10 protein-coding genes and 1 pseudogene are annotated in these 13,623 nt (G+C 71.0%); 9 read left to right on the top strand and 2 right to left on the bottom strand.

Annotation, left to right across the window (positions count from 1 at the left end; translation table 11 throughout):
* The 5 genes and pseudogenes from IH25_RS0107585 to obgE form a co-directional block, all read left to right on the top strand.
* A pseudogene (locus IH25_RS0107585) lies at window positions 1-193 on the top strand (phosphocholine cytidylyltransferase family protein); the annotation flags it as partial.
* The gene (locus IH25_RS0107580; RefSeq protein WP_030605067.1) at window positions 181-1,242 is read left to right on the top strand and encodes an iron-containing alcohol dehydrogenase family protein; all 1,062 of its coding nucleotides are present in this window, start codon (window positions 181-183) and stop codon (window positions 1,240-1,242) included. The pseudogene IH25_RS0107585 and the gene IH25_RS0107580, both read left to right, overlap by 13 nt.
* A 193-nt stretch (window positions 1,243-1,435) precedes the next feature.
* Entirely contained in the window at window positions 1,436-1,756 is a 321-nt protein-coding gene (gene rplU, locus IH25_RS0107575) for a 50S ribosomal protein L21 (RefSeq protein WP_028422127.1), read from the top strand.
* 14 nt (window positions 1,757-1,770) lie between these two features.
* Window positions 1,771-2,025, top strand: a complete 255-nt coding sequence (gene rpmA, locus IH25_RS0107570; protein WP_030605064.1) for a 50S ribosomal protein L27 — start codon at window positions 1,771-1,773, stop codon at window positions 2,023-2,025.
* Window positions 2,026-2,164: 139 nt separating this feature from the next.
* Window positions 2,165-3,610: a GTPase ObgE gene (obgE, locus tag IH25_RS0107565; protein ID WP_030605062.1), complete on the top strand. Its 1,446-nt coding sequence runs from the start codon at window positions 2,165-2,167 to the stop codon at window positions 3,608-3,610.
* Between the two features lie 144 nt (window positions 3,611-3,754).
* On the opposite strand, the gene galE is transcribed toward obgE, so the two are convergent.
* On the bottom strand, window positions 3,755-4,726 hold the full coding sequence (gene galE, locus IH25_RS0107560) for a UDP-glucose 4-epimerase GalE (protein ID WP_030605057.1): 972 nt from the start codon (window positions 4,724-4,726) through the stop codon (window positions 3,755-3,757).
* A 261-nt stretch (window positions 4,727-4,987) separates the two neighbouring features.
* Between galE and IH25_RS0107555 the strand changes: the two genes are divergently transcribed.
* From IH25_RS0107555 to IH25_RS0107545, 3 genes are read left to right on the top strand one after another with little or no spacing between them, the layout of a single operon-like run.
* Window positions 4,988-7,246: a bifunctional glycosyltransferase/CDP-glycerol:glycerophosphate glycerophosphotransferase gene (locus tag IH25_RS0107555; protein WP_030605054.1), complete on the top strand. Its 2,259-nt coding sequence runs from the start codon at window positions 4,988-4,990 to the stop codon at window positions 7,244-7,246.
* Window positions 7,247-7,254: 8 nt separating this feature from the next.
* The gene (locus tag IH25_RS0107550; RefSeq protein WP_030605051.1) at window positions 7,255-10,128 is read left to right on the top strand and encodes a bifunctional glycosyltransferase/CDP-glycerol:glycerophosphate glycerophosphotransferase; all 2,874 of its coding nucleotides are present in this window, start codon (window positions 7,255-7,257) and stop codon (window positions 10,126-10,128) included.
* The gene (locus IH25_RS0107545) at window positions 10,125-11,270 is read left to right on the top strand and encodes a glycosyltransferase family 4 protein (RefSeq protein WP_030605048.1); all 1,146 of its coding nucleotides are present in this window, start codon (window positions 10,125-10,127) and stop codon (window positions 11,268-11,270) included. Before IH25_RS0107550 ends, IH25_RS0107545 begins: the two co-directional genes overlap by 4 nt.
* An 87-nt stretch (window positions 11,271-11,357) precedes the next feature.
* Here the strand turns inward: IH25_RS0107545 and IH25_RS0107540 are convergent, their stop codons facing one another.
* Entirely contained in the window at window positions 11,358-12,035 is a 678-nt protein-coding gene (locus IH25_RS0107540) for a hypothetical protein (protein ID WP_030605046.1), read from the bottom strand.
* Between the two features lie 310 nt (window positions 12,036-12,345).
* Here IH25_RS0107540 and proB point away from each other — a divergent pair, with 310 nt between their 5' ends.
* Window positions 12,346-13,452 (top strand): glutamate 5-kinase, encoded by a 1,107-nt coding sequence (proB, locus tag IH25_RS0107535; protein WP_030605043.1) that lies wholly within the window; start codon window positions 12,346-12,348, stop codon window positions 13,450-13,452.
* Window positions 13,453-13,623 lie beyond the last annotated feature (171 nt).

The raw sequence follows: 13,623 nt of genomic DNA, 5'->3' as shown, positions 1-13,623 counted from the left end.
GGCGCCGGAGCTGGCGGACGCGCTGAAGACGGTCTGGGAGAGCGACCCGCAGCAGTTCTACGAGCACGGGTACCAGGAGCTGGTCGACCGCGGCTTCCGTATCGACGTGGCGCCGATCGGCGAGGTCGACTGGGTCGAGATCGACAACCACGACGACCTCGCCCGGGGACGGGAGATCGCGTGCCGGTACTGAGCCGGCTGATCCCCTCGCCGGTCGTCGTCGACATCCGCCCGGGTGCCCTGGACGGCCTGGCGGACGTCCTCGCCGACCAGCGCATCTCGCCGTCCGGCCGGTTCGCCGTCGCCGTCAGCGGCGGCTCCGGCGCCCGGCTGCGCGAGCGGATCGCCCCCATGCTGCCGGGTGCCACCTGGTATGAGGTCGGGGGCGGCGACCTGGACGACGCCATCCGGCTGGCCGACGAGATGAAGCCCGGCCGGTACGACGCGGTGGTGGGCCTCGGCGGCGGCAAGGTCATCGACTGCGCGAAGTACGCCGCGGCGCGCATCGGGCTGCCGCTGGTCGCCGTCGCCACCAACCTCTCGCACGACGGCATCTGCTCGCCCGTGTCCATACTGGACAACGACGCAGGCCGGGGTTCGTACGGCGTGCCCACGCCCATCGCCCTCCTCGTGGACCTCGCGGTGGTGCGGGAGGCTCCGATCCGCTTCGTCCGTTCGGGCATCGGCGACGCCCTGTCCAACATCTCCGCGGTCGCGGACTGGGAGCTGGCCCACCGGGTCAAGGGGGAGCGGATCGACGGCCTGGCCGCGGCGATGGCCCGGCAGGCCGGCGAGAGCGTGCTGCGCCACCCGGGCGGATGCGGGGACGACGGGTTCCTCACCGTGCTCGCCGAGGCCCTCGTGCTCTCCGGCATCGCCATGTCGATCGCCGGTCACACCCGGCCCTCCTCGGGCGCCTGCCATGAGATCGGTCACGCGCTCGACCTGCTGTACCCGAAGCGGGCGGCGAGCCACGGCGAGCAGGTGGGCCTCGCGGCCGCCTTCGCCACGCATCTGCGGGGCGACCACGAGGGGGCCCGGCAGCTGGCCGGAGTGCTGCGCCGCCACGGGCTGCCGGTCGTGGCGCGGGACATCGGCTTCGGCGACGAGGAGTTCGTCCGGGCCGTCCGCCTGGCCCCGGAGACCCGGCCGGGCCGGTACACCGTCCTCGAACACCTGGAGCTGTCCCCGAAGGGCATCGAGGAGGCGTACGCGGAGTACGTCGCCGCGGTCACGTCCTGAGCCGTGGCCCGGTTTGACCCCCCTGGCCGTGGCCCCGTACCCTGGACCGTCGGCGTGTCCACTGAACACGCCACATCCCCGTAAACCTCTTCCTCCCGGGCAACGCGGTTGGCCGGGAGAGGTCGTCTGTGGTGTTTCTGGGCGGCTGGCCTGCGGGGGTGCCGGTTCTTAGACGAGCGAAAGTGAGATCCGCGTGTACGCCATCGTGCGCAGCGGTGGTCGCCAGCACAAGGTTGCTGTCGGCGACATCGTTGAGGTTGACAAGATTTCCACCGCCAAGGTTGGCGACACGGTCGAGCTCTCGACCCTGCTCGTTGTCGACGGCGACTCCGTGACCAGCGACCCGTGGGTGCTGGCCGGCATCAAGGTCCAGGCCGAGGTCGTGGACCACCACAAGGGCCAGAAGATCGACATCCTGCGCTACAAGAACAAGACCGGTTACCGTCGTCGGCAGGGTCACCGCCAGCAGTACACGGCGATCAAGGTCACGTCGATCCCCACGGCTGCGAAGTAAGGGACTGAGGAGAAATGGCACACAAGAAGGGCGCATCGTCCACCCGGAACGGTCGCGACTCCAATGCCCAGCGGCTCGGCGTGAAGCGCTTCGGCGGTCAGGTCGTGAGCGCGGGCGAGATCCTGGTCCGCCAGCGCGGCACCCACTTCCACCCCGGCGCCGGTGTCGGCCGTGGCGGTGACGACACGCTGTTCGCCCTGCAGGCCGGTGCGGTGGAGTTCGGTACCCACCGCGGCCGCAAGGTCGTGAACATCGTTCCGGTCGCCTGAATCACCAGATCGTCTGATCGTCTGATTCAGCGCTGAACGCTTTCGCGAGGCGGACCTCACTTCCCGGGCGGGAAGGCGGGTCCGCCTTTCGCGTGTTAACACAGGTAAAACCCCGTTCGTCTTTTGGAGGCACCCCACCATGACCACCTTCGTGGACCGCGTCGAACTGCACGTCGCCGCGGGTAACGGAGGCCACGGCTGTGCCTCCGTCCACCGTGAGAAGTTCAAGCCGCTCGGCGGCCCCGACGGCGGCAACGGCGGCCGGGGCGGTGACGTCATCCTGACCGTCGACCAGTCGGTCACGACGCTGCTGGACTATCACCACTCCCCGCACCGCAAGGCCACCAACGGCAAGCCCGGCGAGGGCGGCAACCGCTCCGGCAAGGACGGCCAGGACCTGGTCCTGCCGGTGCCGGACGGCACGGTCGTCCTGGACAAGGCGGGCAACGTGCTCGCCGACCTGGTCGGCCACGGCACCTCGTACATCGCCGCGCAGGGCGGCCGGGGCGGCCTCGGCAACGCGGCGCTGGCCTCCGCCCGCCGCAAGGCGCCCGGCTTCGCGCTGCTCGGCGAGCCCGGCGACGTCCAGGACATCGTGCTGGAGCTGAAGACCGTCGCGGACGTGGCCCTCGTCGGCTACCCGAGCGCCGGCAAGTCCTCGCTGATCTCCGTGCTCAGCGCGGCCAAGCCGAAGATCGCCGACTACCCGTTCACGACGCTGGTCCCGAACCTGGGCGTGGTGACCGCGGGCTCCACCGTCTACACCATCGCCGACGTGCCCGGCCTCATCCCCGGCGCCAGCCAGGGCCGCGGCCTGGGCCTGGAGTTCCTGCGGCACGTGGAGCGGTGCAGCGTGCTGGTGCACGTGCTGGACACCGCCACGCTGGAGTCCGACCGCGACCCGGTCTCCGACCTGGATGTCATCGAGGCCGAGCTGCGCGAGTACGGCGGCCTGGACAACCGGCCCCGCATCGTCGTCCTGAACAAGATCGACGTGCCGGACGGCAAGGACCTCGCCGAGATGGTCCGCCCCGACCTGGAGGCCCGCGGCTACCGCGTCTTCGAGGTGTCGGCCGTGGCCCACATGGGTCTGCGCGAGCTCACCTTCGCCCTCGGCGAGCTGGTCGCCAAGGCGCGCGCGGCGAAGCCGAAGGAGGAGGCGACCCGGATCGTCATCCGGCCCAAGGCCGTGGACGACGCGGGCTTCACCGTCGTACGCGAGGACGCCGGCGGCGAGCCGCTGTTCCGGGTGCGCGGCGAGAAGCCCGAGCGCTGGGTCCGCCAGACCGACTTCAACAACGACGAGGCCGTCGGCTACCTCGCCGACCGGCTGAACCGGCTCGGTGTGGAGGAGCAGCTGATGAAGGCGGGCGCCCGCGCGGGCGACGGCGTCGCCATCGGCCCCGAGGAGAACGCGGTCGTCTTCGACTGGGAGCCGACCGTCATGTCCGGCGCGGAGATGCTCGGCCGCCGTGGCGAGGACCACCGCTTCGACGCGCCCCGCCCCGCGGCCCAGCGCCGCCGGGACAAGCAGGCCGAGCACGACGAGGCGCTGGCCGAGTTCGACGACTTCGAGCCGTTCTAAAGCGGGTTCCGGCGACTCCGAGCCGTTCTGGAGCGGTTCCGGCGGCTTCGAGCCGTTCCGGAGCGGTGCGAGCGGTGCCGGTCGTGGACCGGCGGGGGCCCTGACGCCCCGGGGCGGCGCCTTGCGGCGCCGCCCGTTCGCGTTCTACGGGTGGCGGTGCCGCCAGCCCTGCCAGGCCGACTCGATCATGTCGTCCAGGTCGTGCGCGGCGGTCCAGCCGAGTTCCCGCCGGATGCGGTCGGCGGAGGCCACCACGCGGGCCGGGTCGCCGGGGCGGCGCTCGGTGACCTCGGGCCGTACGTCCTCACGGCCGGTGACCTTCAGGATGCGGTCCACCATCTCGCGCACCGAGCTGCCCTCGCCGCGGCCGATGTTGAGGACGAGGGACGTGCCCGCCTCGGCGTCGGTGAGGCGGCGGGCGGCGGCCAGGTGGGCGCCGGCGATGTCCTGGACGTGGATGTAGTCGCGGACGCAGGTGCCGTCCGGCGTGGCGTAGTCGTCGCCGAAGATGCGCGGCGCCGCACCCGCCTCCAGCCGCTCGAACACCATGGGGATGAGGTTGAAGACACCGCTGTCGGAGAGCGCGGGCTCGGCCGCCCCGGCCACGTTGAAGTAGCGCAGGGAGGCGGCGCGCAGTCCGTGCGCCCGGGCGGCGGCGGTGATCAGCCACTCGCCGATCAGCTTGCTCTCGCCGTACGGGCTCATGGGCGCGCAGGGGGTGTCCTCGGTGACGAGGTCCACGTCCGGCATGCCGTACACCGCGGCGGAGGAGGAGAAGACGAGGCGGTCGACCCCGGTGGCGGTCATGACCTCCAGCAGGGTCTGCAGCCCGGTGACGTTCTCCCGGTAGTAGTGCAGCGGCCGCTCGACGGACTCGCCCACCTGCTTCTTGGCCGCGATGTGCACCACGCCGGTCACCTGGTGGTCACGGATCGTCCGCTCCAGCTTGTCGGCGTCCAGCACGCTGCCGACCACCAGCGGGGTGCCCTCGGGCACCCGGTCGGCGCTGCCGGTGGAGAGGTCGTCGTAGACGATGGTCTCCTCACCACCCTGGATCAGGGTGCGTACCACGTGCGCGCCGATATATCCGGCGCCACCAGTTACCAGCCAGCTCATCGTCACCTCTTCACAGCGGCGGTCAGTCTGTTCAGCCTGGCTCCCGGCCCCGGAAAAATCGAATCGGACGAATCCGGTCCCATGCGGAGCAAGGGGGCAATGCCGTCGCGGTGACTGTCGGTAAGATGACAAGTGGCCCCGACGGAAACGACCTGTTAATCCTCTACGCTGATGGACGGTGTGCACTCGGGTCGGCGATGGCCGCAATGTGCCGGCCGCGTTCGCGTCGTCAACGTCCGCCACGGAGACAGGTTGCTAAGGATGCCTAGGCTCTCTCTCGTCGTCCCCGTCTACAACGTGCAGGGCTACCTCGCAGAGTGCCTCGAGTCGGTCCTCGGGCAGGACTACCAGGACTTCGAGATCGTCGCCGTCGACGACCGCTCCCCGGACGGCTCCGGTGCCCTCCTCGACGAATACGCCGCCCGGGATGATCGCATCCATGTGATCCACCTCATGGAGAACGTGGGTCTCGGACGGGCGCGCAATGCCGCCCTGGAAGCGGCGCGGGGCGACTACGTCCTGTTCCTGGACAGCGACGACACCCTGGCGCCGGGCGCGCTCCGCGCGATAGCGGAGCGGCTGACGGCCGCCGGGGATCCCGACGTACTGATCTACGACTACGTGCGCACCTACTGGGACGGCGAGATACGCCCGAACCAGCGGGCGGCGCTGCTCGCGGAGGCCGGACCGGGGGTGTTCTCCCTCGCCGAGCGTCCGCAGCTGCTCAACCTGCTGCAGATCGTCTGCAACAAGGCCTACCGCCGGGACTTCATCGCCCGCGAGGGCCTCACCTTCCCGCCGGGCTACTACGAAGACGCCCTGTGGACGTTCCGCTCCCTGATCAGCGCCGAGCGCATCGCCGTGCTGGACCGCGTCTGCCTGCTGTACCGGCAGCGGCGCGAGGGCGGCAACATCCTCGCCACCGTCAGCCGCAAGCACTTCGACATCTTCGAGCAGTACCGCCGCGTCTTCGAGTTCCTCGACACCCGCGCGGACGCCGAGCAGTGGCGCGCACCGCTGTTCCGCAAGATGGTCGACCACTACCTGGCGATCCTGGAGCGGCCCGGCCGGCTGCCGCGGGACGCGCGGGCCGAGTTCTTCCACCGCGCCGCCGCGGACTACCGGGCCCGGATGCCCGCCGGCTTCCGCAAGCCGGCCGGATCCCGCGGCAAGAAGTACGCACTGCTGGAGCGCGACGCCTACGCCGGTCTGGTGGGCGCCAAGGCCGTCGTCAAGCTCCGCGCCAAGGCGAGCGGCTACGCGCGCACCACCCTCGGCCGCACCAGACGCACCGCGCTGAGCCTGGACTACCGGCACCAGCTGAGACTGCCGCTCGACGAGAACCTGGCCGTGTTCTCCGCCTACGGGGGCAGCGAGGTGTCCTGCAACCCGGCGGCCATCGACGCCGAGCTCGCCCGCCGCGCCCCCCACATCCGCCGCGTGTGGGCCGTCCGCCCGGACGCGGTGGACCAGGTGCCCGAGGGCGCCGGCCACGTCCGGGTGGGATCGCGCGAGTACTGGGCGGCCCTCGCCCGCGCCACCTATCTGGTCGGCAACGTGAACTTCCCGGACGCCGTGGTGCGGCGGCCGGGCCAGATCCATGTGCAGACCCACCACGGCACCCCGCTGAAGACCATGGGGCTGGACCGGCGGCAGTACCCGGCCTCGGCGGGCACCGACTTCGCCGCCCTGCTGCGGCGCTGCGACCGCTGGAGCTTCAGCCTCGTCGCCAACCACTTCTCCAGCGCCGTGTGGCAGCGGGCGTACCCCTGCTCGTACACCTCCCTGACGACCGGCTACCCGCGCAACGACGTCCTGCTCGACTCCACCGCCGAGGACGTGCGCGAGGCCCGTCGCGAGCTCGGACTGGGCGAGCGCGTGACGGCCTTCCTGTACATGCCGACGCGCCGTGAGTACCAGCGCGGCTTCGTGCCGCGGCTGGACCTGGCGAAGCTGGCCGGGCGGCTCGGACCGGACGCGGTGCTGCTCGTGCGGGCGCACCCCGGCGAACGCCCGGCCGAGTGGCCGGCCGAGTGGCGGTCCGAGGGCCGGATCATCGATGTGTCCGGCCACCGGGCGGTCGAGCGTCTCTACCTCGCCGCCGACTGCCTCATCACGGACTACTCCTCGGCGATGTTCGACTACGCCAACCTGGACCGGCCGATCGTCGTCCACGCCGACGACTGGGAGACCTACTCCGTCGTGCGCGGCACGTACTTCGACGTGCGCACCGAGGGGCCCGGGGCGGTGGCCACCACCGAGGACGAGCTGGCCGAAGTACTCTGTTCCGGCGCCTGGCGCGGGGAGCGGGCCGCCCGGGCACGCGATCGGTTCCGTCGCCGCTTCTGCGACTTCGACGACGGTCGTGCGGCGGAGCGTGTGGTGCGCCACATCTTCCTCGGAGAGGACCTCGGGGATCTGCCACCGGTCGTCCCCCTGGACGAGCGGACCCCCGCCCCGCCGCCGGAGCCGTCCCGCGACGCGTCGGCCCTGATATCCACCCACACGAGCCAGAGGTAGCCGCTGCAGTGTCCCAGCAACCCGACACAACGCCCGACATCAGCGTCGTCGTCATCGTCTACAACGACGCGGCACGTCTTCCGACCGCCGTGCAGTCGGTCCTGGACCAGACGCTGCGCAATGTCGAGGTCATCATCGCCGATGACTGCTCCACCGACGGCTCCTTCGAGGTCGCACAGCAGCTGGCCGCCCGCTCGGACCGGGTGCGCGCGATCCAGCTGCCGGAGAACAGCGGCGGCTGCGGCGAGCCGCGCAACCAGGGCATCGCCGTCGCCCGCGGCCGCTACGTGATGTTCCTGGACAGCGACGACACCCTGGAGCTCAACGCCTGCCGCAACATGCTCGACGCCGCCGAGAGCACCGGCGCCGACCTGGTCTCCGGGCTCTGCCTGCGCGTCCACACCGACAGCCGGAACGGCAAGAAGGTCAAGTGGTACCCCTGGCTCTACCGGGAGACCCGCACCTTCGACTCGGTCGCCGAGATACCGGACCTGATGGTCTTCGACACCCTGTCGACGAACAAGTGCTACCGGCGTGAGTTCCTGCTGGAAAGCGGTCTGACGTTCCCCAAGGGCATCCACTACGAGGACCTGCTCTTCTCCGCGCAGGCCTACCTGGCCGCCTCCCGGATCACCCTGATCCCCAACACGGTCTACCACTGGAACGTCGTGGAGAAGGCCGCCGCCAAGTCGATCAGCAACCGGCGCCACGAGATCAACAATTTCGTCGACCGCGTCGAGATCCACCGCAGGATCGACCGCGTCCTCGAAGAGCGGGGCCAGACGGAGCTGAAGCTCCACAAGGACCGCAAGTTCCTCAAGCACGACCTCGTGCTGTACCTGCGCGACCTGCCCTTCCTGGACGACGACTACCGCCACAAGTTCGCCGAGCTGGCCCGCGGCTACGTCCAGGGCTTCTCCCCGGAGGCCTACGAGGAGCTCTCCCCGGTCCACCGGCTGTGCGCCTACCTGCTGCTGCAGGAGGACTGGAAGAACCTCACCCCGGCGATCGACACCCTCATCAACCCGCGCAAGGTCTCCAGCCCGCTGGCCGAGCGCGACGGCCGGATCTACTGGTGCGCGGAGCACCTCGAAGACCCGCTGGCCCGCAAGATCCTCGACGTGACCGACCTCGGCTACCACACCCGGCCGGTCCAGCGCCTGTGGCTGCGCAACCAGGTGACCTCCTACGCGGAGAACCCCGCCGGCATCAAGGTCTCCGGCTCGGTCGTCAACCCGCTCGGGGTGATCCCGCCGGGCGCGGAGCTGAAGGCCGAGCTGGAGTTCCGCGCCCGCCGCAGGAGCCTGCAGAAGTTCCGCTTCCCGGTGCAGAGCGTCCAGCACGACGGCGAGTCGGTGGCGTGGCAGGCCACCGTGCCCCTGGCGGCGAAGTTCCGTCCCCTCGGCATCGTCGACGAAGTGTGGGACGTACGCCTCTACCTGAGCGTCGACGGCGTCCAGGCCACCAGCCGGCTCACCGTCGGCCAGACCGCGCTGGAGGACGCGGGCGTGGTCCGGGTCCGCCCCCGGCTCGGACGGATGACGGCCGACCGCCTCGTGCCGCACGCCTCGGCCAAGGGCCACCTGGCGTTCCGGCTCGCCCAGCACGGCACGCTCGCCCAGCGCACCACGACGCTGGTCCGGCGCAACCTGCAGAGCCCGCCCGCCGCGATGGCCAAGAAGATGGTGCGCAAGGCCGTCAAGGTGCGCAAGGACCTGCACTCGGGCCCGCGCAAGATCGAGACCTACCACCGCATGATCCGGCTGCTGCCGATCCGCAAGGGCACGGTCGTCTTCGAGAGCCACCTCGGCAAGCAGTACAGCGACAGCCCGCGGGCCATCTACGAGGAGATGCGCCGCCGCAACCTGCCCTTCCACGCCATCTGGTCCTACGCCGGTGAGCGTCCCACGGGCTTCCCGGACGACGTCGAACTGGTGCGCCGCTGGTCCTGGCCCTACCTCAGGGCGCTGGCGCAGGCCGAGTTCTGGATCGACAACCAGGGCTTCCCGCTGAAGCTGAGCAAGCGCCCGGAGACCACGTACATCCAGACCTGGCACGGCTCCGCCCTGAAGCGGATGGGCTTCGACGAGCCGAAGTACCGCATCAAGCCGGAGCACGAGCAGCGCGCCTACCAGGAGGCGATCGACCGGTTCGACTACTTCGTGGTGCGCGGCCGGCACGACGAGCGGACCCTCGCCCCGGCCTACCGGATCACCGAGGACAGGCTCCTGCGCACCGGGTACCCGCGCAACGACGCGCTCGTCCGGGCCCGGGACGCCGGCACTCTCGACCCGGCGGCCCGGGAACTCGCCGAGCGCCTCGGCATCCGTCTGGACCGCCCGGTGGTGCTGTACGCCCCGACGTTCCGGGAGCAGAACGGCAAGGTCAAGAAGTTCGAGTTCCCGTTCGACGTGGACGAGTTCGCCGACCGCTTCGGTGACCGCTTCACCCTGCTGGTGCGCACGCACTACCTGAACAACGTCGCACTGCCGCCCTCCGTGGCGGGACGGGTCGTCAACGTCAGCGGCGAGCCGGACATCACCCCGGTCATGCTGCTCGCGGACGCGCTCATCACCGACTACTCCTCGGTGATGTTCGACTACGCGCTGCTCCAGCGCCCCATGGTGTTCTTCACCTACGACTGGGAGGAGTACGTCGACAACAGCCGCGGCACGTACTTCGACCTGTCGAAGGAGGCCCCCGGTCCCGTCGTCCACACGGCGGAGGACCTCTTCGGCGTCCTGGAGGACCTGGACAGCCTCGCCTCCGAGCAGGAGGCACGCCTCAAGGAATTCGTGGCCCAGTACGGCGAGTACGACCGCGGCGACGCCGCCGCCCAGATCGTCGATCGCTTCTTCGGAACCCGGGGAGACGCCCGATGACACAGCGTGACATCATCTTCGTGGCCAACGAGGTCAACGAACTCGGCGGTGTGGCCCGTTGGCAGGCGCTGATGGCCGAACTGTTCGCCGAGGAGGGCCACCGGGTCACCATCGTCGGCATCGCGCCGCCCGAGGTGCCCATGGACCTGGGCGAGAACCCGCCCTTCACCACCGTGACGCTCTACGACGAGCGCCCGCCGGGCCGCTGGCAGGCGCGCACCCTGCTGGACCGGGCCAACCTCCAGGCCCGGCGCCGCGAGGCCGCGCGCGAGGAGGCCATGCGGGCGGCCGCCGACCGGCTGTCGGCCATCTTCCGGGCCGCCCGGCCCGGGGCGATGATCATCGTGACCCAGGTGTGGGCCATGGAGTGGGTCGCCCTCGCGGACACCGCGGGCCACCCGGTCATCGGCATGAGCCACGAGTCCTACGAGTACTCGCGCGGCTCCTCCCGCTTCGGGCGCGTCGCGCGGTATTACAAGGACGTCGACCGCCTGCTGCTGCTGACCCGCGAGGACGCCGACCTGTGGATCGGCCGGGGCATGAACAACGTCGGGTACATGCCCAACCCGCTGCCGATGATGCCGGAGGTGCCCTCCGAGCGCACCGAGAAGGTGGTCGCGAGCATCGGCCGTCTGGGGCACCAGAAGGGCATCGACATGCTCCTGGACGTGTGGGCGGAAGCGGCGCCGCAGCACCCCGACTGGCTGCTGCGGATCTACGGCTCCGGCCCCGACGAGGAGGCGCTGCGCGCCCAGTGCACCCGGCTCGGCCTGGACGACCGGGTGGAGTGGGCCGGCCAGACCGACGACGTCGCCGGCGCGCTGCGCGGGGCGTCGGTGTTCGTCCAGTCCTCCCGGGGCGAGGGCTTCCCGCTGGCCCTGCTGGAGGCGATGGCCTGCGCGGTGCCGTGCGCGGCCTTCGACTGCGCGCCGGGCGTGCGCGAAATCGTCCGCGACGAGGAGGACGGCCTTCTGGCCCGCCCCGGAAACGTCCCCGAACTCGCCCAGAAGCTCGGCCGGCTGATGGAGGACGCCGAACTCCGCGACCGGATGGGCGAGCTGGCCCGCAAGAACGTCCAGCGTTACTCTCCGAAGGTCATCCGCGACCGGTGGGAGGAACTGTTCCAGTTCCTGGAGCGCTGACGGCATCAGGCAGGACGGAAGAGCCGGTCCCCCCAGGGGGGCCGGCCCTTCCGCCGTAGGCGTACGGCACAGGCGTGGGCGTACGGCTCACGCCTTCAGGTCCTCCCGGTCGCCCATCACCACCACGGGGTGCGCCTTCGGGTCGAGCGTGCGCAGCAGGTACCGCATGTCCGACGCGGACTGGCTGACGCACGCCGAGGTCCCGCCGCCGTGGTCCACGTGCAGCCAGATGCTGCCGCCCTTGGTCTGCCCCAGCGGCCGGGTCGGATCGTTGGGCGCGGTGCCCTTCACGCGGTTGTAGTCGATGGCGATCACGTAGTCGAAGTCGTGCCAGGACGCCTTCTTCCAGTAGTGGGGCGCCTGGAAGGCCGCGGACCTGGTGTAGGGCAGCCTGGCGTCCGGCGCGGCGTTCACCCCGCCCGCGTCGGTCAGCGTGAACACGCCCACCGGACTGCGCTGGTCCCCCTCGTGGTGGTCCGTCGTCCAGCCCCTGCGGCCGTTGTGCCCGGACCACGAGCGCTCCTGCTTCCACACCGAGCCGTGCCTGTCGAAGAGGGCGATGGTGGAATCGGGGGAGTTCCTGCCCGCGCCGTACACGACGACCACCTGGCGGGAGTCCGCCGGTACGCGCTCCCACAGCCGGTCCCCGACGCCGGGGACCCGCTTCAACGGCGTGTGCCGTGGCTGCGCGTCGTCCGTCCGGGCGTGAGCGGCCGGCTTCCCGTGGTCCGAAGTCCCGCACCCCGCGAGGGACATGACGGCCATCGCACCACAGACCGCGCCCACGGCGGCACGTGTCGAACCCGATTGACGCATGGGCCCCATGCTCTCAGACCGCTGCCACGGCTCCGGATGGTGCCGTACCGGTCGCGGCCGGTGGCCGGATGCCACGGCTCCGGATGGTGCCGTACCGGTCGCGGCCGGTGACCGGACGCCGTCCCGGCGAGCGGGTCCGCCGCTGTCCATCCACCGGACCCGGGCGCACCATCCACACGGCTTCGCGTAGATTGCCGGAACAGGCAGCCGGACAGCGCGCGAGGGGACGGAAGGCACCGTGGCAAGGGCAAGGCAGGCCGTGGGCGAGGCCCGCAGGATCGTCGTCAAGGTGGGTTCGTCGTCGCTGACCACCGCCGAGGGCGGCCTGGACGCCGACCGTGTGGACGCCCTCGTGGACGTCCTCGCCAAGAGCCGCAGCGGGGGCGAGCGGGAGATCGTCCTCGTCTCCTCCGGTGCCATCGCCGCCGGCCTCGCCCCGCTCGGCCTGCGCCGCCGCCCCAAGGACCTGGCCCGCCAGCAGGCCGCCGCCAGCGTCGGCCAGGGCCTGCTCGTCGCCCGCTACACCGCCTCCTTCGCCCGCTACGGCGTCCGGGTCGGCCAGATCCTGCTCACCAGCGACGACATGAGCCGCCGCGCCCACCACCGCAACGCCTCCCGCACCCTCGACGAACTGCTCGCGATGGGCGCCTTCCCGATCGTCAACGAGAACGACACGGTCGCCACCGACGAGATCCGCTTCGGCGACAACGACCGCCTCGCCGCGCTCGTCGCCCACCTCGTCCACGCCGACCTGCTCGTCCTCCTCTCCGACGTGGACGGCGTCTACGACGGCGACCCCAGCCGTCCCGGCACCTCCCGGATAGCCCAGGTGAGGGGCCCGGAGGACCTCGCGGGCATCGAGATCGGCAGCGCGGGCAAGGCCGGCGTCGGCACCGGCGGCATGGTCACCAAGGTGGAGGCCGCGCGGATCGCCGCCGCCGCCGGCATCCCGGTGGTGCTCACCAGCGCCGTGCACGCGGCCGAGGCACTGGCCGGCGGTGACACCGGCACCTACTTCCACCCCACCGGCAAGCGCTCCGCCGACCGGCTCCTGTGGCTCCAGCACGCCTCCACCCCGCAGGGCGCCCTGACCCTGGACGACGGCGCGGTGGACGCGGTCGTGAACGGGCGCAAGTCGCTGCTGCCGGCCGGCATCGCCGCCGTGGAGGGCGAGTTCAGCGCCGGCGACCCCGTCGAACTCCGGGACGCGCGGGGCCGCGCGGTGGCCCGGGGGCTCGTCAACTTCGACGCCAAGGAGATCCCCCAGCTGATCGGGCGTTCGACGCGGGAGCTGGCGCGTGAGCTGGGCCCCGCGTACGAACGCGAGGTCGTACACAGGGACGATCTGGCGCTCCTGCACGTGTAACGCTCGCAAAACCACTCGTAAAGCGGAGCGTACGAAGCGCCCCCGGTGGGGGACGTTCCGTAAAACCCCCACGCGAAGTCCTGCGGCCTGCTCCACTTTGTCTCGGGAACCTGTTGAAGGGAACACGTTCCGTCAAGGGGCCAAGCGAGCCGTACGGCCTTGCCGGCCATG

Source organism: Streptomyces achromogenes subsp. achromogenes (assembly GCF_000720835.1).
Classification (GTDB): Bacteria; Actinomycetota; Actinomycetes; order Streptomycetales; family Streptomycetaceae; genus Streptomyces; species Streptomyces achromogenes.
This window is presented reverse-complemented; position numbering and strand designations above follow the sequence as displayed.

Bases quoted from the DNA above. Each gene is read 5' to 3' on its own strand.
- obgE (WP_030605062.1), top strand. From the start codon at position 2,165: ATGACCACCTTCGTGGACCGCGTCGAACTGCACGTCGCCGCGGGTAAC.
- IH25_RS0107555 (WP_030605054.1), top strand. From the start codon at position 4,988: ATGCCTAGGCTCTCTCTCGTCGTCCCCGTCTACAACGTGCAGGGCTAC.
- IH25_RS0107540 (WP_030605046.1), bottom strand. From the start codon at position 12,035: ATGGCCGTCATGTCCCTCGCGGGGTGCGGGACTTCGGACCACGGGAAG.
- galE (WP_030605057.1), bottom strand. From the start codon at position 4,726: ATGAGCTGGCTGGTAACTGGTGGCGCCGGATATATCGGCGCGCACGTG.
- IH25_RS0107545 (WP_030605048.1), top strand. From the start codon at position 10,125: ATGACACAGCGTGACATCATCTTCGTGGCCAACGAGGTCAACGAACTC.
- rpmA (WP_030605064.1), top strand. From the start codon at position 1,771: ATGGCACACAAGAAGGGCGCATCGTCCACCCGGAACGGTCGCGACTCC.